Origin of the sequence: Xanthobacter sp. (assembly GCF_041911315.1) — a bacterium.
GTDB lineage: Bacteria > Pseudomonadota > Alphaproteobacteria > Rhizobiales > Xanthobacteraceae > Xanthobacter > Xanthobacter aminoxidans.
In genome coordinates this window covers 24,726-48,803 of record NZ_JAYRPE010000021.1, presented here as the reverse complement: position 1 = coordinate 48,803, position 24,078 = coordinate 24,726, and the positions used below count along the sequence as shown (strand labels likewise).

The following is a 24,078-nucleotide window of genomic DNA, read 5'->3' as shown; positions in this document are numbered from 1 at the left end:
GTCAGGCCGCCCGCATCTGCGCCGTCTGCTCGGCGGTCGTGAGGTCCGCCGTGCGGACGCCCACCATAACGCCGAGCCTCTGGCTGAGGCGTACGGCGACGGCCTCCTCCGCGGCGAATGCGATGGTGACGCTGAGCGTGTCTTCGTCCGTCCGGCAGTCGACACGGCTGGGCAGGACGTCGTGGATCACGAACGGCTCCAGCAGGCGCAGGAGGAGGTTGGTTTCCGGCTCGGCGGCGACGGCGAGACGATACGAGGACTGTTGGGGACGGACAGGGGAGGAGCCGTCGCGATGAGCGGCGGGTTCACGGCTGGACATGGGGGACGATCCGGACTGGTGCGGGCCTTGCCGCGCAATTCTCTGGGCAGTCACCTGATGGGCCTGCCCCGGCGGAGGATCGCGCCGCGGCCGTTGACGGCCTCAGGCGCGCAAGTCTACCCGGCCGACAGGGTCGACCGGGCGAGGAATTCGCCGAAGGGCCGGAAGGTGGGCCGGCATATGGCATCCGGAACGAAGCATGGCGCGAACGTTAGGCTCCCCGGAAGGGACCGTCAACCGATGGGCAAATCGTTTTAGCCGCGAAATGCCAGCGAACGGAGATCCAAAACGCAAACGGCCGGGCAGTGCCCGGCCGCGAACGTTGGGTCCGTCGCCGAAGCGGCGATCAGCCCTCGTCGTCGTCGTTGTGCTCGGGCGGCACGAGGCCCTGGAGGCCCGCAAGCAGCTCTTCCTCGGTCATGCGGTCGAGCATGACATCGCTGTCCTCGCCACCGGAGCTGTCGCTGGACGCGATGAGCGGCACGGCCTCGGGCTCGGGCTCATCCACCTCGGTGTACTTCTGCAGCGAGTGGATGAGGTCTTCCTTGAGATCCTCGGGGCTCACGGTCTCGTCGGCGATCTCGCGCAGGGCGACGACAGGGTTCTTGTCGTTATCCCGGTCGATGGTGATCTGCTGGCCGGACGAGATCATGCGCGCGCGGTGGGCGGCGAGCAGAACCAGCTCGAACCGGTTGTCCACCTTGTCGATGCAGTCTTCTACGGTGACACGGGCCATCGGCTCGTCACTCCCTTATGCGCGATGCGCACAGAATACAGGCCTTGAGAAGAGGGCGTCGATACAGCAATTCGGCCAAAGGGGCAACCCCGCCGGCCAAGCGCCGCGCCTTTTTCGCTTGCCTTGAACGGTTCTTCGTCGGAGAAAGGCGACAGGACGACGTGGTTTGCAGCCGTTCCCGTTCTGCCCTTCCCATTCCATCGGCGGACCTTTGTATGCAGGGCCAGGAAAAGATCGCTCTTCTCATTGATGGCGCCAACCTTTATTCCGCGACCAAGGCGTTGGGCTTCGATATCGACTACAAGCGGCTCCTCAAGGAGTTCCAGAGCCGCGGATACCTCCTTCGCGCGTTCTACTACACGACGCTGATCGAGGATCAGGAATATTCCTCCATCCGGCCGCTGCTCGATTGGCTGGACTACAACGGCTATTCGGTGGTCACCAAGCTTGCCCGCGAGTTCACGGACGCGCAGGGCCGGCGCCGCGTGCGCGGCAACATGGACATCGAGATCGCCGTGGACGCCATGGAGCTCGCCGAGCACGTGGACCACATCGTGCTGTTCTCCGGCGACGGCGACTTCCGCTCGCTGGTGGAGGCACTGCAGCGCAAGGGCGTGCGGGTTTCGGTGGTGTCCACCATCTCCACCCAGCCGCCGCTGATCGCGGATGACCTGCGCCGTCAGGCGGACGTCTTCATCGATCTGGTGGACCTCCAGCCCAAGATCGGCCGCGACCCGTCCGAGCGGCAGGGCCGGATGCAGGAGACGCCCCGCTTCCTCGAGCGGCGCAGCGCCACGACCGCGGCCGGCGACGGCAACGACTGACGCCGCCGGTGCCCGCCAAGATGGCTGCCAAAGCGGCCGCCGCAGCCCCGGCCTCCGAGCCGGGGCGCGACTGCCCGCTGTGCCCGCGCCTCGTGGACTTCCGCGAGGAATGGCGGGCGAATGAACCCGCATGGCACAATGCGCCCGTGCCTGCCTTCGGCCCGGTCGACGCACCGCTGCTGATCGTCGGCCTCGCGCCGGGCCTGCGGGGCGCCAATCGCACGGGCCGCCCGTTCACCGGCGACTATGCCGGCGACCTGCTCTATGCGACGCTGATCGAATACGGCTTCGCGCGTGGCCCCTATGCGGCGCACCCGGAAGATGGCCTGACCCTCACCGGCGCGCGCATCGTCAATGCCGTGCGCTGCGTGCCGCCCCAGAACAAGCCGACGCCCGAGGAAATCCGCACCTGCCGGCCCTTCCTCTCGGCCGCCATCGCCGAAATGCCGGCGCTCCGGGCCATCGTCACGCTGGGCAAGATCGCCCACGATTCGACCCTTGCCGCGCTCGGCCAGAAGGCCTCGCGGCTCAAGTTCGGCCATGGCGTCTCGGACGAGGTGGGCAGCGTGCGGCTGTTCGCGAGCTACCACTGCTCGCGCTACAACACGAACACCGGCGTGCTGACGCCCGAGATGTTCCGCTCCGTCTTTTCCGCCGTCCGCGCGAATCTGGGCTGAGTTTCCTGGGCTGAGCTGCCTGGGCTGAGCGCTCAGTCCTGCCGCCCCCGGCGCAAATGGGCCAGCACGTCCGCCGCGTTCCGGTCCGGCGGGAAAACCGGATAGAAGACGTGGCTGATGGCACCCTCCTCGATGATGAGGGTGATGCGCTTCAGCAGCTTCGCGCCCTCCACCTCGAAGGTCGGTAGGCGGATGGCCGTGGTCAGCTCATGCCGATGATCGGAGAGCAGCGGGAACGGCAAATGGAGCCGCTCCACTGCCTCGCGCTGATAGTCGCTGTCCTGCAGCGACAGGCCGAACACATGCTCCACGCCGGCGTCGCGCAGATCGGCGAAGTGGTCGCGGAAGGCGCAGGACTGGGGCGTGCAGCCGCGCGCGCCGGGAATGGCGTTCCAGCCCTCCGGCAAGGGCTGGCCGGGCACGCCCGTACGCGGATAGGCATAGACCACCGTCAGGCCGGAAAGGCCCGACAGATCGATGTGCCGGCCGTCCGTCGCGGGGAGGTTGATGATGGGTAGTTCCAGCCCCGGCAGGTGCGCGGCGAGGCCGTCGTCTTCCGGCGACGGGAGGTCATCGGGCAGGCTGGTGTAGCCGGAAGTGCTCATGACGCGTCCCCCTGAGAGGTTTCGTAGGAGATGAATTCGAGCAGCGACCCGTCCGGATCGCGAAAATAGACGCTGGTGCCGTGGCCACGGGCGCCGAAGCGACGCACCGGGCCGAGTTCGGGCGTGATGCCATGGGCGGCGAGGTGCGCCACGGCCTCCGCGATCGGGCCATCCCAGCGGAAGCACAGATCGGAATTGCCCGGCTGCACCGGCAGACGCGCCACCGGCACCGGATCGACGCCCGGCCCATGCAGGTTCAACTGGCGGTCCCCGAAGCGGTAGGCGAAGCCCGTGCCTACCGTCACCACCTCCGCGCCGAGCACGGAGGCATAGAAGGCGTTGGAGCGGGCGAAATCGCTCACATGGACGACGCAATGGTCGAAAGCGATCTTGCCCGGCATGACGCCCCTTCCCTCACCCGCGCTCGCGCATCAGGCGCGCCTTGTCGCGCGCCCAGTCGCGTTCCTTGGAGGCCTCGCGCTTGTCATGCGCCTTGCGGCCCTTGGCCAGCGCCAGCTCCACCTTGGCGCGACCGCGATCGTTGAAATAGATCTTGGTCGCCACCACGGTCATGCCCTCGCGCTCCACGGCCTGCCCAAGCTTGGCGATCTGCCGCTTGTGCAGCAGCAGCTTCCGCGGCCTGCGGGTCTCGTGGTTGAAGCGGTTGGCTTCCAGATATTCCGGGATATAGGCGTTGTAGAGCCACATCTCGCCCTCCTTCTGGGCGGCGTAGCTCTCGCCGATGGTCGCCTTGCCGTTGCGCAGGCTCTTCACCTCGGTGCCGGTGAGGGAGATGCCGGCCTCGAACGTCTCGCCCAGCTCGAAATCGAAGCGGGCGCGCCGGTTATCGGCGGCGATCTTGCGGGGGGCTTCGGTCTTCTTGGATGTCATGATGGGGGAATGTGGTCGCAGCGCACCGCCGAAGCAAGCGGCTAGGGAATGGGCAGCCAGCCGTCAGGGGCGTCGGCGAGCGGTGTGGTAGATGCCGAGCACGGTGAGAAGGTCTTCCGCTGGTTCGATACGATAGACGATGACGTAAGGCCGCTGGCGGACAACCCATTCGCGGGTGCGATCTACCTCTCCACGCCGTCCGACGTTGGGAGCGATCTGCAACAACGTAACCGCTTTTCGGATATCGCCCAGAACTCGGGAGGCCGCAGCGGGATTATCCGCTGCGATGAAACTGTGAATCTCGTCCAGATGGCGCAGCGCGGGTGCCGCAAACCGGACCCTCACAGCCCGAAGCGAGCCCACACGGCAGCCATCTCCTGCTCGCTGACAAATTCCATCGTGCCCGCCTCGATGGCGCGGAGCGTCGCCTCGATCTGCGTCACCTGCTCCGGCGTCAGCCGGTAGTTCGCGGCGTCGTCATCCTGCTCGTGCGCGAGAGCGAGAAGCAGGGCCGCGGCGCGGTCCTGCTCGGCGTCGGGCAGCTTGCGGATTTCCGCTATGGCTTCATCCAGCAACTTGGTCATGGGCGAAGCATAGCAGATGCCGCCTCAGTTGATGAGGCCGGCCTGCACCATGGCGCTGCGCACCACGGCGCGGGTGGTCTCGGAAACCGGCACCATGGGGAGGCGCGCCTCCTCGCTCATCTTGCCGAGGAGCGAGAGGGCATACTTGGTGGGCGCCGGGTTGGTCTCCACGAACAGCGCCGTGTGCAGCGGCATCAGCTTGTCCTGGATCGCCAGCGCCGCCTTGAAGTCGCCCGCGAGGCAGGCCAGCTGGAACTCCGAGCACAGGCGCGGCGCGACGTTGGAGGCAACCGAGATGCAGCCGTGTCCGCCATGGGCCATGAAGCCGAGGGCGGTCGCATCCTCGCCCGAAAGCTGGATGAAGTCCGGCCCCAGCACCTGCCGCTGCAGTGACACGCGGGTCATGGAGGCGGTGGCATCCTTCACGCCGGCGATGTTCTTGATCTCGAACAGCCGGGCCATGGTCTCGACCGACATGTCGATCACCGAGCGGCTCGGGATGTTGTAGATGAAGATCGGCAGGTCCACGGCGTCGGCGATCGCCTTGAAGTGGCGATAGAGGCCTTCCTGCGTGGGCTTGTTGTAGTAGGGCGTCACCACGAGGAGCGCGTCGGCGCCGACCTTCTGGGCGTGCTCGGCCAGCGCGACCGCCTCGGCGGTGTTGTTGGATCCCGCGCCGGCCATGACCGGAACGCGGCCGGCGGCCTGCTCCACGGTCCATTCCACCACGCGGTTGTGCTCCTCATGGGAGACGGTGGGGCTTTCGCCCGTGGTGCCGACCGGGACGAGGCCGTGCGTCCCCTCGGATATCTGCCAGTCCACGAAGGCACGGAACGCCTTCTCGTCCAGCGCGCCGTCGCGGAACGGGGTGACGAGGGCGGTGAACGAGCCGCGGAAACGGGACGCAGACGGGATGGGCGACATGGCGAACGCCTTGGGTTCCTGGGAGCTTGTGGTTGGCCGGGACCTGCCGCGAACGACCGGCCCGGCGCCGCGCCGGCTCGGGAGAGCGGCGGGTGCGGACCTTGACCCTTATCCTTTTGCCGCCCGGCCGGAAAGGGGGATGCGCTGCTACGATCGTTGCCATGAGGGCAAAATGCCCTTCGGGAATGGTAGCAAACTGCCGCAAGGGGGTAGCCTGCGGCAGATTTGCCCCGGAACAACCGCCAAGGTCCCGAAAGCCGTGGTTTCGCCCGGTTTTCGGACTTCATTGAGGTTAGGGTTTCGTCAACGCCGGTGGCCGAACATGCGGGTGGGGGAATACGCCACCACAGCCCGCGCCCGCGAGGAAGCTTCATGTCGTCTGTCTCGAGCCTGATGTCCGTGAGCGCGCTTGCGCTCGCCCTCGCCTGGAGCGGGGCGATGCCGGCGGTCGCGGAATCCGCGCCGACACCCCCGGCCAAGCCGTCCGCGTCCGCCTCCAAGGATTCGAAGTCGACCGACGCCAAGTCGAAGGATGCCCACGCCAAGGACGCGAAATCCAAGGACAGCAAGACGGCTGATTCCAAGGCCAAGGATGCCAAGGCGAAGGACGCCAAGTCCAAGGACACGAAGTCCAAGGATGCGAAATCGTCCACGCCGGCCAAGCCCGCCACGGCCGCAAAGCCCGCGGCGAGCAAGAGCGCTTCCAGCAAGCCGTCCGCCGGCAAACCCGCTGCGGCACGCGTCGCGCCCACCGTCCATCAGCCTGCGCCGACGGTCGGCGCGTCGTCCAGCATCCCCGGCGGCGATCTCGCCGCGTTGAAGGTCGCGGTGAACGCCGCCCGCAACGGCCGCGCCGCCGAGGCCATGGGGGCGGCCCAGCAGCTCGACGATCCGGTGGCGCGCACGCTGGTGACGTGGCTCGTCATCCGGCACGCGCCGAACGATCTCGGCTTCAACGCCATCAACGAATTCATCCAGGAAAAGCCAGGCTGGCCCACGCAGTCCACCCTGCGCCGTCGCGCCGAGCGCGTGCTGTTCCAGGAAAACAAGGACCCAGCCAAGGCGCAGGCGTTCTTCGCCGATCAGGCGCCCCTGTCCGGCGAGGGCAAGGTGGCGCTCGCGCGCTATCTCGTCTCCATCGGCAAAAGGCAGGATGCGGCCGAATGGGTCCGCGACGCCTGGCGCAACGACGAGCTGAACGAGCTCTTCGAGAGCAAGATCATCGACGAGTTCTCCGGCTTCCTGACCCGCGCCGACCACAAGCTGAGGGCCGACCACTTCAGCTACAAGCCGGACACGGATCGCGCCCTGCGCGCCGCCGCGCGCGCCGGCGGCGACATCGTGGCGCTCACCAAGGCCCGCATGGCGATCGCGCGCAAGGAGGCGAACGGCGAGAAGCTTCTCGGCCTCGTGCCGTTCACGCTGTCGAGCGACCCCGCCTATCTCTTCGCCAAGTCCCAGCTGCTGCGCCGGGCCGACAAGCCTCAGGAAGCGGCGCGGGCCCTGCTCGCCGGCTCCAGCTCCGATCAGGTGCTGGCGGACCCCGACGAATGGTGGATCGAACGCCGCCTCGTCGCGCGTGAACTGCTCGATGCCGGCGATTTCCAGACCGCCTACAAGGTCGCCGCCACCGGCGTGCCGCCACAGGCCGACAACTATCGGGCCGAGCAGCAATGGACCGCCGGCTGGATCGCCCTGCGCTTCCTGAAGGACCCGAGCCGGGCGGCGCAGCATTTCGCCAAGGTCGATGACGACCAGAAGCATCCCATCACGCTGTCGCGCGCCTATTACTGGCAGGCCCGCGCGGCCGAGGCCATGGGTGATCGTGGCCGGGCCAATGCCGGCTATCAGGCGGCGGCCAAATTCCCGGCGACCTATTACGGCCAGCTCTCGCGTACCAAGCTCGGCATGGCCCCTGTCGTGCTGCGCGGCGCGCCCTCCCCGTCCTTCGGCGCGCGCGACACCTTCGCCCGCCTAGAGCCGGTGAAGGCGATCCGCATGCTCTATGCCGTGGGCGCGCGCGACATCCCGCTGACCATCTATTACGACCTCGCTTGGCGGATGGAGGATTCGAGCCAGCTTGCCATGCTCGCGACCCTCGCCGAATCCAACAACGATCCGCGCGGCGCGCTGGTGGTGGGCAAAGAGGGGCTCGCCGAGGGCCATCCGCTGGAGGCCGAGGCCTTCCCGACGTTCGGCCTGCCCAACTACAGCCCCATCGGCGACCCGGTGGACAAGGCGGCGGTCTATGCCATCGCCCGGCAGGAGAGCCAGTTCAACCCGGCGACCTATTCCAGCGCGAAGGCCATGGGCCTGATGCAGGTGACGCCCGAAGCCGGACGGCAGGTGGCCAAGGTCACGGGCGTTTCCTATGACGAGCGCCGGCTGATGAGCGACCAGTCCTACAATGTGCAGTTCGGCGCCGCCGAGCTGGGCGAGCTGGTGGCGCAATACGGTGGCAACTACGTGCTGGCCTTCGCCGCCTATAACGCGGGCCGCGGCAGCGTCGCCAAGTGGATCGCCCGCTACGGCGACCCGCGCGACCCGGACGTGGACGTGGTGGATTGGGTGGAGTGCATCCCCTTCTCCGAGACCCGCAACTACGTGCAGCGGGTGATGGAGAACTACCAAGTCTACAAGGTGCGCTTCAACATCCCGAGCAAGCTCCAGATGGAAGCCGACCTGCGCGGCGGGCGCTGAGCCCGGCTCACCGCCGCCGACGGGGCGGCGGTGCTCCACCCTCGAGGATGGCTTTCGCCTGCCCCATCCAGTCCTCGCGCTCGATGCGGCCGGGGAATGCGAGATAGCTGCCGACCCAGGCGGCCTCTTCCGGCGTCCATGCGGCGATCTGCCGAAGATGGAAGATGCCGATCTCGTTGAGCCGCTGCTCGTTCTGCGGACCGATGCCCTTCAATTGCTTGAGATCGTCCGCCCCCTCGCCCTCCGGCGCGTCGAGGGCGGGCGGGCGCACCCCCGGCAGGCTCTCCGGCGGCCGTCGCCGGACGCGCGGAGCGGGGCGGGCCGGCGATTGTGTGGCCGGAGGCGGCGGCTCGTCCTCCTCCTCTTCATCCAGAGGCGGCACCGCATTCATGTCGGCGATGCCGAGCCGCGCGAACAGGTCCTGCTGGGGCGAGGGCGCTGGCTCGACCAGGACAGGCGGTTCCGGCTGAGGCTGAGGCGCGGCAGGAACGGACGAACGCTCCACGACGGCGGGAGGTGGCAGGACTTCGGCCTGCACCGGTGGTTCGGCTGGGCGGTGCTTCCGGCCGAGGCGATAGCCGACCGCCAGCGCGGCAGCGAAGACGAGGGCGAGGAGCAGGGCCACCTCGATGGCAAAGGCGGTCATGGCCGGCTCCCCCCATTCCGCCCCAGCGCGTAGCCGGTGGCGAGGCCGATCGCGGCCGCACCGATCACGTAAGGCCAAAGAGCGATGGCGAGATAGATCATGGCGCGCGCTCCTTCACCTCGATCTCGATGCGCCGGTTGAGCGCCCTGCCCGCCTCGGTGTCGTTGGGCGCCACCGGCTGGCCGGAGCCGAGCCCTGCCGCCGTCAGCCGATCGGAGGCTATGCCTTCCGCGCCAAGGGCGGCGACCACAGCCTTCGCCCGCGCCTCCGATAGACGCAGATTGGCTGCTCCATCGCCGACGCCGTCCGTATGGCCGGACACACGCACCAGACTGTCCGGGCATCGCTTCAGCACGGCGGCAATACGATCCACGAGGCCACGGCTCAGGGCATCGATGTCCGCAGTGGCGCCGACGAAACGGACCGTTCCCCGCGACAGCAGCTCGCCGACCAGCCGGCCGCATTCCGCGACGCTCACCGGCGGGGCGGGCGGGGCGAGCTGGAGCGCCGTCTCGATCACGAACGGCGGCCGCGCCGCGCGCTTGAGCGCGGCCTCCACCTCTCCGCCCACGGTTGCGTCGAGCACCGTTCCGCTCAGGCGCATCTGGGCATCGGCGACGCTCAGTTCGCCGGAGGAAAGACGGGACAGCTGTGCGAGCCCGGCGAGCACCGCATCGCGAAATCCGGATGGCGCTCCGCCGCCGACCGCCGACACGTCATTGACCTTTTCGCGCAGGAAATCGCGCTCCAGCGCAGTCTTGATGGCGACGTGCGCCGCCTCGTCCGGATAGAAGCCGGAGACCGTGAGTTCGCCGGACTCCCGCCGCACCGAGAAGACGTAAGGCGAGATGGACGGCGGCCGCACGCCCCTGGCATCGACCGTGACGCCGGCCGGCGGCGTGCGTACCGCCTGCACCACGGCGAGATAGCCCGCGGAATCGGCCGCCTCGCCCGACAGCACCATCCGCGTGCCCGTCACCTCGGCCGAGCCGGCATGCATCCGGGCCAGCTGGGCGACGGCAAAGCTGGCGGCGCTCGCCCACACCTCGGGCGCCGGACCTCCGGAGGCGAGTTGCAGATCGTCGGCGACCGGCATGCCCTGAAAGCCCGAACGCGCGGCATCCAGCAGCAGGCGGCGGGCCTCTTCGGACGGCGCGAAGCCGGAAAGCTGCACCTGCTCGGGGTTGCGCTCGATCTGCCAGGTAAACGGGGAGGCGCGCGGTGGCTCGACCGCGAAGCGCACGATCTGGAAGCCCTCGGGCGGCTGCCGGCGCAGCGTGAGGAGGATGTCGAAGGAGGTGAAACTGGGCGCGACGCCCTCGATCGAAAGGGTCGAATCGGAGAGCGTCACCCGGCCCTCCGGAAGCTGGGCCAGGGCCGAGCCGGCAAAGCGCACCGCCCGCATCCAGAGCTCCGCGCTCGGCGCGCCGTCGGCGAGCAGGGTGTCGTCCTTGATGCCGATGCCCGGCACGGTCGAGGACAACGCCTTCGCCACTTCGGCCCGCGCCTCGGCCGAGGGAACGTAGCCGCTGAGCCGCAGCACCGTGCCATCGCGCACCGCCGACCACAGGAACGGGGCGGCGACCGGTGGGCGCACCTCGAAGCGCGCGAGCACCATGCCGCCGGGCAGCGGGCCGTGCAGGGTCTGGGCCAGTTCGTCATAGCTCGCGAGGTCGCGCGCCCGCCCCTCCAGCGCAATCGCGCCATCCGACAGGGTGAGCCGACCGGACGGGAGGCGCTTCAGCTGGCCAAGCCCGAAGATGACCAGCGCGGCGAAATCACCGGGCGGGGCGCCGCGGGCCCGCACCAGCCGGTTCTGTCCTGTGACCTGGTCCCCGCCACTGCGGGCAGCCGCGACGATCCGCACCAGGCCATCGGCGGAGGGAACGTAGCCATCAACGGCGATCGTGCGTCCGTCCTTCACCGCGCTGAAGGTGAAGGGGTGCCGCTCCGGCAGCAGGGTGGTTGCGTCACGCACCACGCGGACGCCGAACAGGCCTTCCAGCGAGGCGCGCACCTTGGTCCGCGCCTCCTCGGCGAGGGCCTCGCCCTCCAAGGTGGCGTCCCGGCCCTGAAAGCGGGCCGAAGCCCAGGATTCCCCCGTCCGCGCGAGCACATCCCGCGCCGCCGAATCGAGGTCGGACTGGATAGGCCCGCGGCCGAACAGGATGGCGAAGACCGTGAGCGTGGCGAGGGCTGCGAGGCCGGCCCCCAGAGGCCACAGGCGTCGCCAGATCCCGCCCCGGCGCGGCTGGACCTGCCGGGGCCCGTCCTCGCCCGCTCTTTTCACCTCGCCTTGCCGCACCACGCACACCCCGCTGTCCGCCCCGCTCTCGGGAGCCGGAAGGGGACTTCAGCATAATTCGCCGTCGCACCGGAAGCCTCGCGGGCGAAGACGGCATTAGAGGGGCGAGGCGGTGCGCCGGACGCCCTCAGAAATCGCGGGAGATGAACAGCAGCACCTGTTGCGCCCCCACCGAAGATTGCGCCGGTGAGAAGGGCGTTAGCCTGTAGTTCGTCGCGGCATTGGAATTGTAATCGTATTGCAGGGCAATGGTGAATTGCTTCACCGGCGTGAAGGCCAGGTAGCCGCCGACATTGAGGTTCGTGCCACCGGATGCGCCGTATGAGGCCTGCACGCCAGTATTGTTGAAGTCGTAGGCTGCATAGCCGCCGAAAAGGGCCGAACTCCAATGCTCGTTCCAATTGTGCAGGAACGAGGCCGTGGCGCTCCAGCCGGACACCTTGTGCACCTCGCCGAAGGCACCGAGGAAGGCGTCCGGCGGATCGTAGGCCCCGGATGGGTCCTGCAGCCCCAGATAAGAGGTGGCGCCCTTCGCGTATGCCGCCTGGAGATAAAGCGTGTCGCCCTCTCCGAACGCGGGCAGGTTGAACATGGCGCCCGCCTGAAGCGCATAGCCCCAGCCGCCATTCACCGTGGCGAGGGGCGTCTCAAGCGTGGTCGCGCTGACCTGATGCAAGGCGCCGGACAGCTGGAGGGTGCCCCAGGACGCCTGTGATTTCAGGTTGGCCACCACGTCCGGAGCCCCTACCCCGGCCTGGTAGTCAGCCGGGCCGAAGAGGCTGGGGCTGCGGGCAAGAATGCCGCTCTGGCGGTCCGCCGCGTCTTCCAGGGCGAGGGTCGTGCTGAGGCTCCGCGAGAGCTCGTAGGTGTAGGCGATCAGATTCAGGCGGGTATCATCGCCAATGGTGGCGGCATCTGTGCCGAACACGTTGGCATTGCCGTAGAAATCGAAGAACGACTGGGTGTGGCCGACGGTGAAGCCGGCGAACTGCACGTAGATGTCGCGCAGGTCGAGCTGGGCGGATTGCTTCCCGGTCGGTGTGTTCGGGCCATCCGACCAGGGGTCGGACGTGCGCCACTGGTAGCGGGTTTCGAAATAGCTTCGAACGACACCATATTCCGTGTCAGTACGGGTATCGATGATGAGGGCGCCCGTGGCGATCGAATATGTCTTGTCGTAATTCGGCGGGAAGGCGGAATAGGTGTTGTAATAACCCTCGCCCCAAAGGTATCCGCCGATACGCAGGCAGGTGTCTGTGCCCGGGATGAAGAAAAACCCCGGTCCTTGTGCCGTGCAGGCCCTCACGCGACCGCCGGCTGCAGGGGGCGAGAGCAAGTCCGCGGCCGCCGCCTGCCCCTGCGCCCAACCGGCCACGATCCCGCCGACCGCTCCGAGAAGGATCAGGCAGGGGAGACAGCGCATTACGATGGCGCGGGCGACCGGCATCCACCCCTCTCGCGGTACTCACAAGCGGCCAGCAGCGGGCTCAACGTGCGCAGACGCGCAAATCCTCCGTTGCCACCTCTAGATGGCACTCACGGAACAACTCGCGCGGTCGGCGCTGGAAGCGGCAAAATGAAAACACCGCGCCGCGATCCGCTCATCGCTCAAGCGCAGCATAACGTGAAGTAGATTCGAGCGATGCCGAAATCATGCGGGCGCCAGAACTTGGTGGCGCGGCCAGCAAATCGACGCGCACTGTAGGGCGCGACCTGATCTCGAATGAATGTCGTACGGGATCACGAAAACAAAAAGCTCCTGCAGGGTGCAGGAGTGCAGACAAAGAAAAACCCCGGTGGTTGCCCACCGGGGTTCTTCGTCCGATCGCGAAGGATCAGAAGTTGCGCTGCACGCGGATGCCGCCCGACACGATGTCGGTGGAGCCGCCCACCAGCGAACCCTGGGGATTGCCGGCAGCGTTGACCGAAGCGTAGTTGTTGAGCGGCACGGAACCGTCAACCTTGGTGTACAGAATTTCCGCGCCGATATCGAGGTTCTTAACAGGCGACCAGATGGTGTTGAAACCCACCTGCCACATGTTGAAGTCCTGGGCGGCGACGATGTTGGTCGGCACCGAGTAGGACAGGTAGCCAGCGTAGATCGCCGACCGCAGGCCGGGGGTCCAGTAGTGGCGGAACTGGCCCTGGATGGCCCAGCCGGTGGTGAGCGCGGGCTGACCGAAGAGGTCGGCCACGGCGTCAGCCACGGTGTAGAAGGCGCCCGACGGGATCAGCGAGCCACCAACCTGGGTCAGGCTGATGGAACCGACCGAGGTGGAACGACCCTGCGCGGTGCCGGACAGGCCGATGTAGGACGCAGCGCCCTGCTCGTAGTTGGCCTGCAGGTAGAGGCTGTCGCCGGCGGCAAGCATGGGGAGCTTGAACTCGGCGCTGCCGCCGAGAGCCCAGCCCCACTGGTTGGTGGTGCCCATGCCCGGGAAGAAGCCGGCATAGAGCGGCAGCGAGGTCACGACCTGATGCAGAGCGCCAGACAGCTGAACCATGCCCCAGGCGCCATCATAGCGCAGGTTCGCGACGATGTCGGGAGCCTGCTGACCGCCCTGGTAGTTGGTGTAGGTCAGGCCGGTCGCGCCGGTCGTGACGTTGAACACCGGCTGGAAGGTCGAGCCTGTCATCTGCACGCCGGTCGTACGGTTCGCGGCGTCTTCAACCGACAGGGTCGCCGAGAAGCCGTTGCCGAACTGCGCGGTGTAGGCCAGCACGGTGTTCCACATGTTCGAACCCGCATACGGGGTGGTCAGCATGTAGCCGACGCCCGTGTCGAAGAACGACTGGGTGTAACCGAACGTGAAGCCCGAGAACTGGATGAACGCGCGCTCGAAGTAGAGGTTGTTCGCCGGACCGACGCCAGCGCCCGAAGACGAGTTCCACTCGGCGCCGAAGCGCACGTAGGAGCGGAGCGTGCCGTAATCGGTCTGGGTGCGGGCGTCGAAGTCGACGACGCCGCGGACGCGGGTCAGGTAATCCGGATCATCACCATCCTTGAAGGGATAGGCGAAAGTACCAACGCCGGGACCGTTGAAGTACGTGCCGGTGTTGGAGGAGATGGCCGGGTTGAAGGTGCCGACGGCGTTCACATAAGTATCGAAGCGGGCGTAGCCGCCGATCTTGATGCAGGTGTCGGTGCCGGGGATGTAGAAGTAGCCCGCGCCGTAGGCAGAGCAGACCTTCACGTATTCAACCGGCTTTGCCTTGACAGGCAGGTCGGCGGCCTGGGCTCCAGCGACCGCGACGAGACCCGCCGCGCTGCCGAGGAGAAGGCTCTTCACCATCTTCATCGTGACCTCCAAGTTTGGTTCCGAGGGAGCGAGTTCCGCTTCGCCGGTGCGGCTGCACCCCGAGAGGGTTCTTGCCCCGATTCCCATTCCGCGTTCAGACCCCCCGAACGCGGACCGGTCGACCGGGGACTGCCCCCCTTCGTCGCAAAGCCAACATACAAAAGGCCAACCTGTGATCAATCCAAACCACGCCGTTCACGGCCTCGCGAGGGTGCTTTTCCAGCGGGTGTTGCAGGAATGGCACGCTGGGTGATGGCCTACCTTGATACCAAACCCCGGACTGGGGGCTGCGGGGGATGATTAGGGTTAAGCCATTGATAAAAATTGTGTATTTTTGCAACACTCGGCTCTGCGACGTGCTTGAACTGGACCATTGAGGCTGCCCGTTCTCTCCGGCCGGGGCACCCACCATGGTGCCGCCGTCTTGGGCCGCCGAGCCGGCTCCGGACCCTCGCACGGCCCCGGTCGTGGTGACGACGGAAGGGGCCGGTGCCCTGCGATTGCGGCAACCGTTTTCGCCGCCGAACCATACCGTGCAAGGGTTTCCCTTATGGCAGCCTGGCTCGAATCGCGACGCCCGGTTCGCCCAGCCCTTCAGCGGTGGGCGAAGTGCCGGGCGCCGGCCACGCACAGCACCACCACACCGGTGGCGGCGAGCATGGGCCACGCGATGCTCTCCCCGAGTACCGCAGCCGCCAGCATCAGCCCGAGGAAGGGCTGCAGCAGCTGCAACTGCCCGACCCCGGCGATTCCGCCCAGTGCGAGGCCGCGATACCAGAAGACGAATCCCACCAGCATGCTGAACACCGAGACGTAGGCGAGACCCGCCCAGGCCGGCAGCCCGATTCCCGCCCAGCCATCGGGACGGACCGTCAGGGCGATCGCCGCCATGAATGGCAGCGACAGCAGCAGCGCCCATGAGATGACCTGCCAGCCGCCCAGGCGCCGCGAAAGGGTCGCGCCCTCGGCATAACCGAGCCCGCAGAGCACGACGGCGCCGATCATCAGCAGGTCTCCCGACAGGGAGCCGTCCGCACTGCGTGACAAGGCGAAGCCTGCCACGGTCGCCGCTCCGACGCAGGAGAACAGCCAGAACGCCGGCTTCGGCCGCTCGCCGCCGCGGAGCACGCCGAAGATGGCGGTCGCGAGCGGCAGCAGGCCGATGAAGACGATGGAGTGCGCCGCCGTGATGTGCTGCAGCGCCAGTCCGGTGAGCAGCGGAAAGCCGACCACAACGCCGACGGCGACGATGGCGAGAGAGAGAAGGTCACTCGCGGCCGGCCGCACCTGGCGATGCGCCGCCAGAAACACCCCGGCGATGAGCGCGGCGATGACGGCTCGCGCGGAGGTGAGGAAGAGCGGCGAGAAGTCGGCGACGGCGAGCCGCGTCGCCGGCAACGAGCCACTGAAGATGACGACGCCGAGAAATCCGCTGCCCCAGCCGGCTGCATTGCGTTCCATGGTGCCTCGCTTTCGCGGCCCGCGATACGCCCGCGCTGGTGGCGGAGACAGCCACACTCACATACAATTCTGCCAAACTGTATGAGTCCACGGAGCCAAACAGTGGCCTTGCCAAAGCTCGCCACGACGCGCACCGAGGCCCTGATGGCGGAGATTTGGGGCCGCATCGCAGGCGGCGCCCTTACGCCCGGCGATCGGCTGCCGTCGGTCCGCCGCTTCGCCACGGCGATGGGCGTCTCTCCTTCCACGGTGGTGGAGGCCTATGACCGGCTGGAAGCGGAGGGTGTCATCCGTGCGCGCCGCGGCTCGGGCTTCTACGTGACGGGCGCGGGCCTGCCACCGCGCGATCCGCCGCTGATGGCGCTGGGCCAGGCGGATGCGCCGCGCGCGCCCGATATCGACCCCTTCTGGGTGTCGAAGCAGTCGCTCGATGCCGGCCCGTCCGTGCTCAAGCCCGGCTGCGGCTGGCTGCCGGACGACTGGATGCCCGTCGCCGCCCTGCGGAAGGGTCTGCGAACGCTCGCCCGCGCAGACGGCGCGCTGCTTACGGAATATGGCAGCACGCGCGGCCCGCTGGCGCTGCGCCGGCTGCTGCTGGGGCGGTTCGCGGAGGAGGGCATCGGTGCAACGTTCGACCAGGTGATGCTCACCGGTTCGGGCACGCAGGCCATCGATCTCGTCTGCCGGCTGCTGCTGCGGCCGGGCGATGCCGTGCTGGTGGACGACCCCTGCTACTTCAATTTCCATGCGCTGCTGCGCGCTCACTCCGTCCGCGTCATCGGCGTGCCCATGACGCCCGCGGGGCCGGATCTTGCCGCCTTCGAGCAGGTCCTCGCGGAAGAATCGCCCCGCCTCTACATCACCAACTCCGCGCTCCAGAATCCGACCGGCGCCACCCTCTCCCCCCAGACGGCCCATCGTGTCCTGACCCTCGCGCAGGCGCGCGGGCTCACCATCGTAGAAGACGACATCTTCGCCGATTTCGAGCCGGCCCCCTCCCCCCGCCTCGCCATCCTCGACGGGCTGAGCCGGGTGATCCGCATCGGCAGCTTCTCCAAGACCCTCTCCTCGGCCATCCGCTGCGGCTACATCGCGGCACGGCCGGAGTGGATCGAGGCGTTGAGCGACCTGCAGATCGCCACCAGCTTCGGCGCCGTCAGTCCCGTGGCGGGCGAACTGGTGGCGGGCATCCTGACCGGAGGCGGCTATCGCAAGCATATGGAGGAGGTGCGCCATCGCCTGACGCGCGCCCGGCTGGCGGCGGCCGAACAACTCGGCCGGCTCGGCATCGTCCCGTGGCTGATGCCGCGGGGCGGCTTCTATCTCTGGTGCCGCCTGCCGGAGGGGCTTGAGTCCGCGACGACCGCGGCACGCTGCCGGGGAGAAGGGGTGATCCTCGCCCCCGGCAACGTCTTCAGCGTGGCCCAGTCCGCCGGCGCGTTCCTGCGCTTCAACGTGGCGCAGATGAGCGATCCGCGTGTTCTCGCGGCGCTGGCACGGGCCATGGGGTGAGCCGGGCGCGCCTACATCTCCTCGTTCAGGGCATAGACGCGCAGACGGTGCCCGTCCGGATCGAGCGCGACGAAGCTTCGGCCGAATTCGAGGTCGATGGGCGGCAGGGCGATCGCCGCGCCCCTGGCCAGCCATTCGGCGTGCCTCGCATCGACCGCTTCGGGCGCATCCACCTTGAAGCCGATTTCACAGCCTCCGCCGGCGGCGACCGGCGCAGGCGTCACGCCGCTGCGTCCCCACAGTCCGAGGCCCAGACCGGACGGAAGGATGAACATGGCGAAGGTCGGGCTCGCCTCGACGGGCTGCGTTCCAAGGAGAGTCGCATAGAAGGCGGCGCTCGCCGACGCATCGGCGACGTAAAGGAGAATGTTGTTCTTGCTGGCCATTTGCGGGTTCCTGTCGTGATGGACAGGCGAGACCCTAGTGTTCACCACTGCCAGATTCCGGCAGCATCACGCGTCCGGGCGGTCCTTTTTCTGCGCGATCCGCCATTGCTTCAACAGCGCCTGACGGCGCGCGGGATAGCGCTCCTCCAGCAGGTCCGCGACGGCAATGCGGTCGGTGCGGAAGGAGCGGAAGTCCTGGCGCAGCTCGCACCACCCAAGCAGCACGCGCACATGGTCGAAGAAGGCCAGCGCGAACGGCCAGACGACACGCTGCGACGGCGCACCGGAACCGTCGCGATAGGACATCGACAGCTTGCGTTCCGTCCTGATCGCCTTGCGCAGAACGGCAGGATCGATTGCGTCGGCTGGAATATCCGCACCCGGGGCGATCAGCAGGGACGATGCGTCCAGTTCGTCCCGCAGGTCAGGCGGCAGCACGGCGGCGATGCGCGCCAGCGCGCTCAGGGCCGCATCGCGCAGGTGGCCGTCCGCCCGCTCCGCCACCCAGCGGGAGCCGAGGACGAGCGCCTCGATCTCCTCCGTCGAAAACATCAGCGGCGGCAGGAAGAAGCCCGGCTTCAGGACATAGCCGACGCCGGGCTCTCCCTCGATGGTTGCGCCCTGCGCCTGGAGGCTGGCGATGTCGCGGTAGAGGGTGCGGATGCTGACGCCGACCTCATCCGCCAGAACCTTGCCGCTCACCGGGCGACGATGGCGCCGCAAAGCGTGGAGGAGATCGAGAAGGCGTTCCGAACGGGACATGCCCGCAAGTCTACACCGCCGGCTGCTGCCAGAAAGTGGCAGGTGGGCCATTCCGGCCCCAACGCGCAAAGGGCTGTGGATCCGCCATCAAATTTCACCATGGCCGAGGGCATTTTTGTGCCGAGGGTCCATCGCTGGCTCACGGCATCGGTCAATCTGGCACATTCTTTTGAGCCAATTCTGGACCTATCGATTAGCCGTAGAGCTGTCATGGTCTGAGCCAGAAAAAGATCCGAACGTCGAATGACGTCGAACCTTCCTTCCGACCAGAGGGGTCTGGACCATGAGTTTCGATCGCTTCGCCTTCACCAGAAGGCAGGGCCTGAAAGCCGTACTCGCGTCCGCAGCCGGAGGAGCCCTGGGTTCGTTCGGGCGTCTTGATGCCGCGCAGGCACAGACCCGCGCCGAGACCCTGCGCCATGTGCTCGCCGGCACGGTGAACACCCTGGACCCGACCACGCCGGGCGCCACGCGCGAATCCTTCGGCCTCTCCACCGCCGTGTATGATCGCCTGGCCTCCTATGGCCGCAAGCAGGTCAACGGCTCCTGGGTCTTCGACTTCGACAACATCCGCGGCGAGCTGGCGGAGAAGATCGACCGCTCGGCCGATGGGCGCACCTTCACCTTCCACCTGCGCAAGGGTGCCACCTGGCACGATGGCGCACCGGTCACGGCCGAGGACGTGAAGTGGTCGCTTGATCGCGCTGTTTCCGCCAAGTCCCTCGCGGCGGGGCAGATCGCCACCGGCTCGCTGACGAAGCCGGAGCAGTTCAAGGTGGTCGGCGAGGGTGTGGTCGAGGTCTCCCTCGACCGGCCCGACCGGCTCGCGCTCGCCAATCTCGCGGTGCCGCTCTCGCCCATGTTCAACAGCACGCTGGCGCGTCGCAACGCCACTGCGGATGATCCGTGGGCGCAGAACTGGCTCAAGGAAAACACCGCCGGCGGCGGCGCCTACATGGTGGAGCAGTACAAGTCCGGCCAGCAGACCATCCTGAAGCGCAACGAGGCGTGGAAGAACGGTGCCGGCGGCGCGCTGCCCTACTTCAAGCGGGTGATCGCCCAGACCGTCCCGGAAGCCGCCACCCGCGCGAACCTTCTTGAGCGCGGCGACGCGGATATCGCCATCGACCTGCAGTCCAGCGACATCAGCGCGCTGGAGGCCCGCGGCAAGATCAAGCTGGTGGCGACGCCGCAGATCAACGGCTTCACCGCCATCGTGTTCAACACGCGCATGGCGCCGTTCGACAATCCCAAGGTGCGGGCCGCGGTCGCGGCGGCGCTTCCCTACGAGGCCATGTTCGAGGCCGCCCTGTTCCGCCGGGGCCGCCCCCTGTTCGGCGCCACGTGGACCGACGCGCCCAACGGCGCCTTCCCCCAGCCCCTGCCCTTCAGGACCGATGCCGCCAAGGCCAAGGCACTGCTGGCGGAAGCCGGCTTCCCTGACGGGTTCAAGACCACCTTCTCGTTCTCGGCGGGCGTCGCCGCCGTCGCCGAGCCCATGGCCACACTGATCCGCGAAGCCCTCGGCGCCATCGGCGTCGATGTCTCCATCCAGAAGCTGCCCCCCGCCCAGATGGCCAGCATGGAAGTGGAACGGCGGGTGCCGTTCTTCATTTCGGCCGGGACGGCCTGGCTGCCGGCGCCGGACTATTTCCTGCGCAACTATTTCACCGGCGACCATCGCTGGAACTTCAGCGGCTTCTCCAATCCGAAGCTGGACGCGCTGGCCCAGGCTGCCCGCTTCGAGGCCGACGCGGCCGCCTATGAGGCGACCTGTCGCCAGATGGTCGACATCGTGGCCCGCGACGTGCCCATGATCATGGTCTGGCAGCCCAACCAGGACGCGGTGATGGCGCCGGTCATCGACGGCTACACCTACTGGTTCCATGGGCAGGTGGATTACCGAGACCTGCGCAGGGCCTGAGGGCATGTCCACGCTGCTCAACATCGGTCGCAGGGTGGGGAGGCATCTTCTCGCCTCCCTGCCGGCGCTCTTCGGGGTGGTCCTGTTCACCTTCCTGCTGATGCGCGTGCTGCCGGGCGACCCGGCGGCGTTCTTCGCCTCCGGGCCGAATGCCGGACAGGCCGAGATGGCCCAGATCCGCGAGACGATGGGCCTCGACAGGCCCATTCCCGAGCAGTTCCTGCGCTATGTGGGCGATCTGGCCCGCGGCAATCTCGGGCAGTCCATGACCACCGGCCAGCCGGTGATCGCCGATCTCGCCGAGCGCATGCCCGCCTCGCTGGAGCTGACGCTGTTTGCGCTGGTGCTGGCTTTGGCGCTGGCGCTGCCGCTCGGCATCGTCGCGGCGCTGCGGCCGAACTCGCTCATCGATCACGGGGTGCGCTTCCTCTGCACCCTCGGCGTGTGCGTGCCGACCTTCGTCACCGGCCTGCTGCTGATCTACGTCTTCTACTATCTGCTCGGCCTCGCGCCGGACCCGACGGGGCGCATCGATATCTTCGCGGCCCCGCCGCCGGGGATCACCGGCTTTCTGCTGGTCGACTTCCTCCTGGTGGGGGATCTGGCGGGCTGGAAGGCGGCCTTCGGGCAGTTGATCCTGCCGGCCTGCACCATGGCACTTTTCGTCCTTGCGCCGCTGGCGCGCATGACACGGGCCTCGCTGCTGGCGGTGCTCGGCTCGGACTTCATCCGCACCGCGCGCTCGGTGGGCATGTCGGACTGGCGGGTGGTCGTGGTCTATGCGCTCAGGAACGCCCTGCTGCCGGTGCTGACCATCATCGGCATCGTCTTTTCCACCATGCTCGGCGCCAACGTGCTGGTCGAAAAAGTGTTTTCCTGGCCTGGCATCGGCTCCTACGCGCTCGACGCGCTGCTGGCCTCGGACTATGCGCCGGTGCAGGGCTTCGTGCTGCTCATCGCGGTCATCTTCGTGATGGTCAATCTCACCATCGATGTCCTCTACGGCATCGTAGATCCGCGGATCTCCCTGAAATGAGCGCCACGCTTCGCCATGCCGGATGGGTGCTGCGCGGCAACCCGGTGACGGCCGGCGCGGCGGCGGGCGCCCTGATGCTCGTCACCATCGCCATCCTCGCGCCGTGGATCACCCCTTATGATCCCATCGCCTCCAACGTCCCCGCCGCGCTCCAGCCGCCCTCCGCGGCCCATTGGGCGGGCACCGACCAATTGGGCCGTGACATCTTCAGCCGCCTGATCGCCGCCACGCGGCTCGATCTCGGCATCGCCGTCTCCGCGGTGCTCCTGTCGTTCGTGGCAGGTGCCACCATCGGCGCCCTGTGCGGCTATGCCGGTGGACGCATCGACCGGTATGTCGGGCGTCTGGTGGACGTTCTGATGGCCTTTCCCCTGTTCGTCCTGGCCATGGCTCTGGTGGCCGCGCTCGGCAACCGGGTGGAGAACATCGTCATCGCCACCGCCCTCATCAACCTGCCCTTCTACATCCGCTTCGCCCGCGCCGAGGTGAACGTGCGCCGCCATGCCGGCTGGGTGGAGGCCGCCCGTGCCGGCGGAGAAAGCCACGTCACCATCGTGCTCGCCTATCTGCTGCCCAACATCCTGCCGGCCATGGCGGTGCAGATCTCGCTCAATCTCGGCTGGGCCATCCTGAACGCGGCGGGCCTGTCCTTCCTCGGCCTCGGCGTGCAGGCCCCAACCCCGGAATGGGGGATCATGGTGGCCGAAGGCGCCCGCTTCATCGGCAACGGCCAATGGTGGCTGGTGGCCTTTCCCGGCCTTGCGCTGATGCTGGCCGTGCTGTGCTTCAACCTGCTCGGTGACGGCCTGCGCGACATCCTCGATCCGAGGATGCGCACGTGAGCGGCCCCCTCCTCGACATCCAGAACCTGCACGTCGCCTTCAGCACCCGCGAGGGACTGGTGGAAGCGGTGCGCGGCATCGACCTCACGCTCGCGCCGGGCGGCACGCTCGCGGTGGTGGGCGAGAGCGGCTCTGGCAAATCGGTCACCGCCTATGCGGTGACGCAGCTCCTGGATCGGGCCGCGCGCATCCCCAAGGGGCGCATCCTGTTCCGGGGCGAGGACATCACCCGCGCCGATCCGGCGCGCATGAAGGCCCTGCGCGGGGCCGCCATCTCCATGGTGTTCCAGAGCCCGCGCACCGCCCTCAACCCCATCCGCTCCATCGGCCTGCAGGTCATGGACGCGATCGCCGCCCATGAAAACCTGCCCAGGGCGGTGCTGCGGGCCCGCGCGCTGGAGTTGCTGGAGGCGGTGCGGATCCGCGATGCGGACAAGCGGTTCGACGCCTATCCGGCGGAGCTGTCGGGGGGCATGTGCCAGCGGGTGATGATCGCCATGGCCATCGCCTGCAACCCCTCCCTGCTCATCGCCGACGAGCCGACCACGGGCCTCGACGTCACCACCCAGAAGACGGTGATGGATCTCATCGCCGGGCTCACCGCAGAGCGCGGCATGGCGCTCATCCTCATCACCCACGATCTGGGGCTGGCCGCCAGCTATTGTCGGGATGTGATGGTGATGCAGCAGGGCCGCGTGGTGGAAGCCGCGCCCGCCATCGACATCTTCCGACATCCCTCCCATCCCTATACCCGCAGGCTGGTGGCTGCCTCCCCGACGCCGACCTCCACCGTCGAAGAACTGGTGGGCGAAGCACCACGCGCCCCGCGCGCGACCCCGAGGGACCCCCGCGAGGCGCGGGTGCTGCTCGATGTCTCGAACATCGTGAAGCGCTTCGACAGCACGCTGGCGGTGGAGGATGTCTCCCTCACACTGAAAGCCGGCGAGAGCCTTGGCCTGGTGGGCGAATCCGGCTCGGGCAAGAGCACCCTGTCGCGCATCGTCTGCCGCCTCGCCGATGCGGACGGCGGACGGATCATGTTCGATGGGGTGGACATCGGCGCCATCCCTCTGCGGACGTTCCACGACTCCCCCTGGCGGCGCGAGATCCAGATCGTGTTCCAGGACCCGCACGAGAGCCTCAATCCCCGCTTCACCGCCTTCGAATGCATCGCCCGGCCGGTGCGGCGCCTCGCCAAGCTCACCGACGCCGCGCAGGTGAAACGGCGGGTGGAAGAGGTGGCCGAACGCTGCGGCCTGTCGCGCGACCTGCTGACGCGCTTTCCCCATCAGCTGTCCGGCGGCCAGAAGGCCCGCATCGGCATCGCCCGCGCCATTGCGGTCGAGCCGCGCCTCTTGGTGCTGGACGAGCCCACGGCGGCCCTCGACGTTTCCGTTCAGGCGGTGGTGCTGAAACTGCTCGACGATCTGCGGCATGACGAAGGGCTCTCCTTCCTCTTCGTCAGCCACGACCTCAACGTGGTGCGGATGATGTGCGAGCGCACCATCGTCATGCGTCACGGGCGCATCGTTGAAGAGGGGGAAAGCCACGCCCTCTTCCGCAATCCGCAGGCCGCCTACACCCGCGACCTGCTCGGCGCCATCCCCCATTTCGAACCCGTGCAGACCGCCACCGCCTGAGGCCG

The 24,078-nt window shown here is 67.8% G+C and carries 23 protein-coding genes; 8 read left to right on the top strand and 15 right to left on the bottom strand.

Annotated elements, in window-relative coordinates; translation table 11 throughout:
• Position 1 precedes the first annotated feature (1 nt).
• A complete protein-coding gene (locus ACE3QW_RS07415; RefSeq protein ID WP_374251015.1) occupies positions 2-319 on the bottom strand; it encodes a hypothetical protein in 318 nt (105 codons plus the stop codon).
• 346 nt (positions 320-665) lie between these two features.
• Positions 666-1,055 carry a DNA-directed RNA polymerase subunit omega gene (gene rpoZ, locus ACE3QW_RS07410; protein ID WP_024279425.1) on the bottom strand — a complete coding sequence of 130 codons (390 nt, stop codon included), beginning with the start codon at positions 1,053-1,055 and terminating at the stop codon, positions 666-668.
• A gap of 215 nt (positions 1,056-1,270) precedes the next feature.
• Here rpoZ and ACE3QW_RS07405 point away from each other — a divergent pair, with 215 nt between their 5' ends.
• On the top strand, positions 1,271-1,879 hold the full coding sequence (locus ACE3QW_RS07405) for an NYN domain-containing protein (RefSeq protein ID WP_029558161.1): 609 nt from the start codon (positions 1,271-1,273) through the stop codon (positions 1,877-1,879).
• A 20-nt stretch (positions 1,880-1,899) separates the two neighbouring features.
• Positions 1,900-2,556: a uracil-DNA glycosylase gene (locus ACE3QW_RS07400; protein ID WP_029877235.1), complete on the top strand. Its 657-nt coding sequence runs from the start codon at positions 1,900-1,902 to the stop codon at positions 2,554-2,556.
• A gap of 32 nt (positions 2,557-2,588) precedes the next feature.
• Here the strand turns inward: ACE3QW_RS07400 and ACE3QW_RS07395 are convergent, their stop codons facing one another.
• The 6 genes from ACE3QW_RS07395 to dapA all read right to left on the bottom strand — a co-directional run bounded on the left by ACE3QW_RS07395 (position 2,589) and on the right by dapA (position 5,560).
• Positions 2,589-3,161 (bottom strand): peroxiredoxin, encoded by a 573-nt coding sequence (locus tag ACE3QW_RS07395; protein WP_374251014.1) that lies wholly within the window; start codon positions 3,159-3,161, stop codon positions 2,589-2,591.
• On the bottom strand, positions 3,158-3,562 hold the full coding sequence (locus ACE3QW_RS07390; protein ID WP_024279429.1) for a VOC family protein: 405 nt from the start codon (positions 3,560-3,562) through the stop codon (positions 3,158-3,160). The genes ACE3QW_RS07395 and ACE3QW_RS07390 overlap by 4 nt, the downstream gene beginning before the upstream one ends.
• 13 nt (positions 3,563-3,575) lie before the next feature.
• On the bottom strand, positions 3,576-4,052 hold the full coding sequence (gene smpB / locus ACE3QW_RS07385) for an SsrA-binding protein SmpB (RefSeq protein ID WP_024279430.1): 477 nt from the start codon (positions 4,050-4,052) through the stop codon (positions 3,576-3,578).
• A 63-nt stretch (positions 4,053-4,115) separates the two neighbouring features.
• On the bottom strand, positions 4,116-4,397 hold the full coding sequence (locus tag ACE3QW_RS07380; protein ID WP_374251252.1) for a type II toxin-antitoxin system RelE/ParE family toxin: 282 nt from the start codon (positions 4,395-4,397) through the stop codon (positions 4,116-4,118).
• Positions 4,394-4,636: a hypothetical protein gene (locus ACE3QW_RS07375; RefSeq protein WP_029558157.1), complete on the bottom strand. Its 243-nt coding sequence runs from the start codon at positions 4,634-4,636 to the stop codon at positions 4,394-4,396. Before ACE3QW_RS07375 ends, ACE3QW_RS07380 begins: the two co-directional genes overlap by 4 nt.
• A gap of 24 nt (positions 4,637-4,660) precedes the next feature.
• Complete coding sequence (gene dapA / locus ACE3QW_RS07370) at positions 4,661-5,560, bottom strand: 4-hydroxy-tetrahydrodipicolinate synthase (RefSeq protein WP_155982317.1); 900 nt, start codon at positions 5,558-5,560, stop codon at positions 4,661-4,663.
• 372 nt (positions 5,561-5,932) lie between these two features.
• Here dapA and ACE3QW_RS07365 point away from each other — a divergent pair, with 372 nt between their 5' ends.
• Complete coding sequence (locus tag ACE3QW_RS07365; RefSeq protein WP_374251013.1) at positions 5,933-8,260, top strand: transglycosylase SLT domain-containing protein; 2,328 nt, start codon at positions 5,933-5,935, stop codon at positions 8,258-8,260.
• Between the two features lie 7 nt (positions 8,261-8,267).
• Here ACE3QW_RS07365 and ACE3QW_RS07360 read toward each other — a convergent pair whose 3' ends face one another.
• From ACE3QW_RS07360 to ACE3QW_RS07340, 5 genes are all read right to left on the bottom strand, one after another.
• Positions 8,268-8,906 carry a hypothetical protein gene (locus tag ACE3QW_RS07360; RefSeq protein WP_374251012.1) on the bottom strand — a complete coding sequence of 213 codons (639 nt, stop codon included), beginning with the start codon at positions 8,904-8,906 and terminating at the stop codon, positions 8,268-8,270.
• A gap of 97 nt (positions 8,907-9,003) precedes the next feature.
• Positions 9,004-11,196 carry an OmpA family protein gene (locus ACE3QW_RS07355; RefSeq protein WP_374251011.1) on the bottom strand — a complete coding sequence of 731 codons (2,193 nt, stop codon included), beginning with the start codon at positions 11,194-11,196 and terminating at the stop codon, positions 9,004-9,006.
• Between the two features lie 142 nt (positions 11,197-11,338).
• Positions 11,339-12,658 carry a porin gene (locus ACE3QW_RS07350; RefSeq protein WP_374251010.1) on the bottom strand — a complete coding sequence of 440 codons (1,320 nt, stop codon included), beginning with the start codon at positions 12,656-12,658 and terminating at the stop codon, positions 11,339-11,341.
• A gap of 388 nt (positions 12,659-13,046) precedes the next feature.
• The gene (locus tag ACE3QW_RS07345) at positions 13,047-14,510 is read right to left on the bottom strand and encodes a porin (protein ID WP_374251009.1); all 1,464 of its coding nucleotides are present in this window, start codon (positions 14,508-14,510) and stop codon (positions 13,047-13,049) included.
• 594 nt (positions 14,511-15,104) lie between these two features.
• Positions 15,105-15,971: a DMT family transporter gene (locus ACE3QW_RS07340; protein WP_374251008.1), complete on the bottom strand. Its 867-nt coding sequence runs from the start codon at positions 15,969-15,971 to the stop codon at positions 15,105-15,107.
• A gap of 144 nt (positions 15,972-16,115) precedes the next feature.
• Between ACE3QW_RS07340 and ACE3QW_RS07335 the strand changes: the two genes are divergently transcribed.
• Positions 16,116-17,483 carry a PLP-dependent aminotransferase family protein gene (locus tag ACE3QW_RS07335; RefSeq protein ID WP_374251251.1) on the top strand — a complete coding sequence of 456 codons (1,368 nt, stop codon included), beginning with the start codon at positions 16,116-16,118 and terminating at the stop codon, positions 17,481-17,483.
• Positions 17,484-17,494: 11 nt separating this feature from the next.
• Here the strand turns inward: ACE3QW_RS07335 and ACE3QW_RS07330 are convergent, their stop codons facing one another.
• Together ACE3QW_RS07330 and ACE3QW_RS07325 are read right to left on the bottom strand one after the other, a co-directional pair.
• Positions 17,495-17,869, bottom strand: a complete 375-nt coding sequence (locus tag ACE3QW_RS07330) for a VOC family protein (protein ID WP_374251007.1) — start codon at positions 17,867-17,869, stop codon at positions 17,495-17,497.
• Between the two features lie 66 nt (positions 17,870-17,935).
• Positions 17,936-18,631 (bottom strand): helix-turn-helix transcriptional regulator, encoded by a 696-nt coding sequence (locus ACE3QW_RS07325; RefSeq protein WP_374251250.1) that lies wholly within the window; start codon positions 18,629-18,631, stop codon positions 17,936-17,938.
• A 283-nt stretch (positions 18,632-18,914) separates the two neighbouring features.
• On the opposite strand from ACE3QW_RS07325, the gene ACE3QW_RS07320 reads away from it, so the two are divergent.
• From ACE3QW_RS07320 to ACE3QW_RS07305, 4 genes are read left to right on the top strand one after another with little or no spacing between them, the layout of a single operon-like run.
• On the top strand, positions 18,915-20,555 hold the full coding sequence (locus ACE3QW_RS07320) for an ABC transporter substrate-binding protein (protein WP_374251006.1): 1,641 nt from the start codon (positions 18,915-18,917) through the stop codon (positions 20,553-20,555).
• A 4-nt stretch (positions 20,556-20,559) separates the two neighbouring features.
• On the top strand, positions 20,560-21,591 hold the full coding sequence (locus ACE3QW_RS07315; protein WP_024279444.1) for an ABC transporter permease: 1,032 nt from the start codon (positions 20,560-20,562) through the stop codon (positions 21,589-21,591).
• Positions 21,588-22,433 (top strand): ABC transporter permease, encoded by an 846-nt coding sequence (locus ACE3QW_RS07310; protein WP_029558144.1) that lies wholly within the window; start codon positions 21,588-21,590, stop codon positions 22,431-22,433. The genes ACE3QW_RS07315 and ACE3QW_RS07310 overlap by 4 nt, the downstream gene beginning before the upstream one ends.
• The gene (locus ACE3QW_RS07305; RefSeq protein WP_374251005.1) at positions 22,430-24,073 is read left to right on the top strand and encodes a dipeptide ABC transporter ATP-binding protein; all 1,644 of its coding nucleotides are present in this window, start codon (positions 22,430-22,432) and stop codon (positions 24,071-24,073) included. Before ACE3QW_RS07310 ends, ACE3QW_RS07305 begins: the two co-directional genes overlap by 4 nt.
• Positions 24,074-24,078 lie beyond the last annotated feature (5 nt).

Excerpts from the sequence above, each read along its gene's own strand:
- ACE3QW_RS07335 (WP_374251251.1), top strand. The coding sequence starts at position 16,116 with ATGGCGGAGATTTGGGGCCGCATCGCAGGCGGCGCCCTTACGCCCGGC.
- ACE3QW_RS07365 (WP_374251013.1), top strand. The coding sequence starts at position 5,933 with ATGTCGTCTGTCTCGAGCCTGATGTCCGTGAGCGCGCTTGCGCTCGCC.
- ACE3QW_RS07395 (WP_374251014.1), bottom strand. The coding sequence starts at position 3,161 with ATGAGCACTTCCGGCTACACCAGCCTGCCCGATGACCTCCCGTCGCCG.
- ACE3QW_RS07320 (WP_374251006.1), top strand. The coding sequence starts at position 18,915 with ATGAGTTTCGATCGCTTCGCCTTCACCAGAAGGCAGGGCCTGAAAGCC.
- ACE3QW_RS07415 (WP_374251015.1), bottom strand. The coding sequence starts at position 319 with ATGTCCAGCCGTGAACCCGCCGCTCATCGCGACGGCTCCTCCCCTGTC.
- ACE3QW_RS07310 (WP_029558144.1), top strand. The coding sequence starts at position 21,588 with ATGAGCGCCACGCTTCGCCATGCCGGATGGGTGCTGCGCGGCAACCCG.
- ACE3QW_RS07340 (WP_374251008.1), bottom strand. The coding sequence starts at position 15,971 with ATGGAACGCAATGCAGCCGGCTGGGGCAGCGGATTTCTCGGCGTCGTC.
- rpoZ (WP_024279425.1), bottom strand. The coding sequence starts at position 1,055 with ATGGCCCGTGTCACCGTAGAAGACTGCATCGACAAGGTGGACAACCGG.
- ACE3QW_RS07350 (WP_374251010.1), bottom strand. The coding sequence starts at position 12,658 with ATGCCGGTCGCCCGCGCCATCGTAATGCGCTGTCTCCCCTGCCTGATC.
- ACE3QW_RS07360 (WP_374251012.1), bottom strand. The coding sequence starts at position 8,906 with ATGACCGCCTTTGCCATCGAGGTGGCCCTGCTCCTCGCCCTCGTCTTC.
- smpB (WP_024279430.1), bottom strand. The coding sequence starts at position 4,052 with ATGACATCCAAGAAGACCGAAGCCCCCCGCAAGATCGCCGCCGATAAC.
- ACE3QW_RS07390 (WP_024279429.1), bottom strand. The coding sequence starts at position 3,562 with ATGCCGGGCAAGATCGCTTTCGACCATTGCGTCGTCCATGTGAGCGAT.
- ACE3QW_RS07330 (WP_374251007.1), bottom strand. The coding sequence starts at position 17,869 with ATGGCCAGCAAGAACAACATTCTCCTTTACGTCGCCGATGCGTCGGCG.
- ACE3QW_RS07405 (WP_029558161.1), top strand. The coding sequence starts at position 1,271 with ATGCAGGGCCAGGAAAAGATCGCTCTTCTCATTGATGGCGCCAACCTT.
- ACE3QW_RS07375 (WP_029558157.1), bottom strand. The coding sequence starts at position 4,636 with ATGACCAAGTTGCTGGATGAAGCCATAGCGGAAATCCGCAAGCTGCCC.
- ACE3QW_RS07400 (WP_029877235.1), top strand. The coding sequence starts at position 1,900 with ATGGCTGCCAAAGCGGCCGCCGCAGCCCCGGCCTCCGAGCCGGGGCGC.
- ACE3QW_RS07315 (WP_024279444.1), top strand. The coding sequence starts at position 20,560 with ATGTCCACGCTGCTCAACATCGGTCGCAGGGTGGGGAGGCATCTTCTC.
- dapA (WP_155982317.1), bottom strand. The coding sequence starts at position 5,560 with ATGTCGCCCATCCCGTCTGCGTCCCGTTTCCGCGGCTCGTTCACCGCC.
- ACE3QW_RS07345 (WP_374251009.1), bottom strand. The coding sequence starts at position 14,510 with ATGAAGATGGTGAAGAGCCTTCTCCTCGGCAGCGCGGCGGGTCTCGTC.
- ACE3QW_RS07325 (WP_374251250.1), bottom strand. The coding sequence starts at position 18,631 with ATGTCCCGTTCGGAACGCCTTCTCGATCTCCTCCACGCTTTGCGGCGC.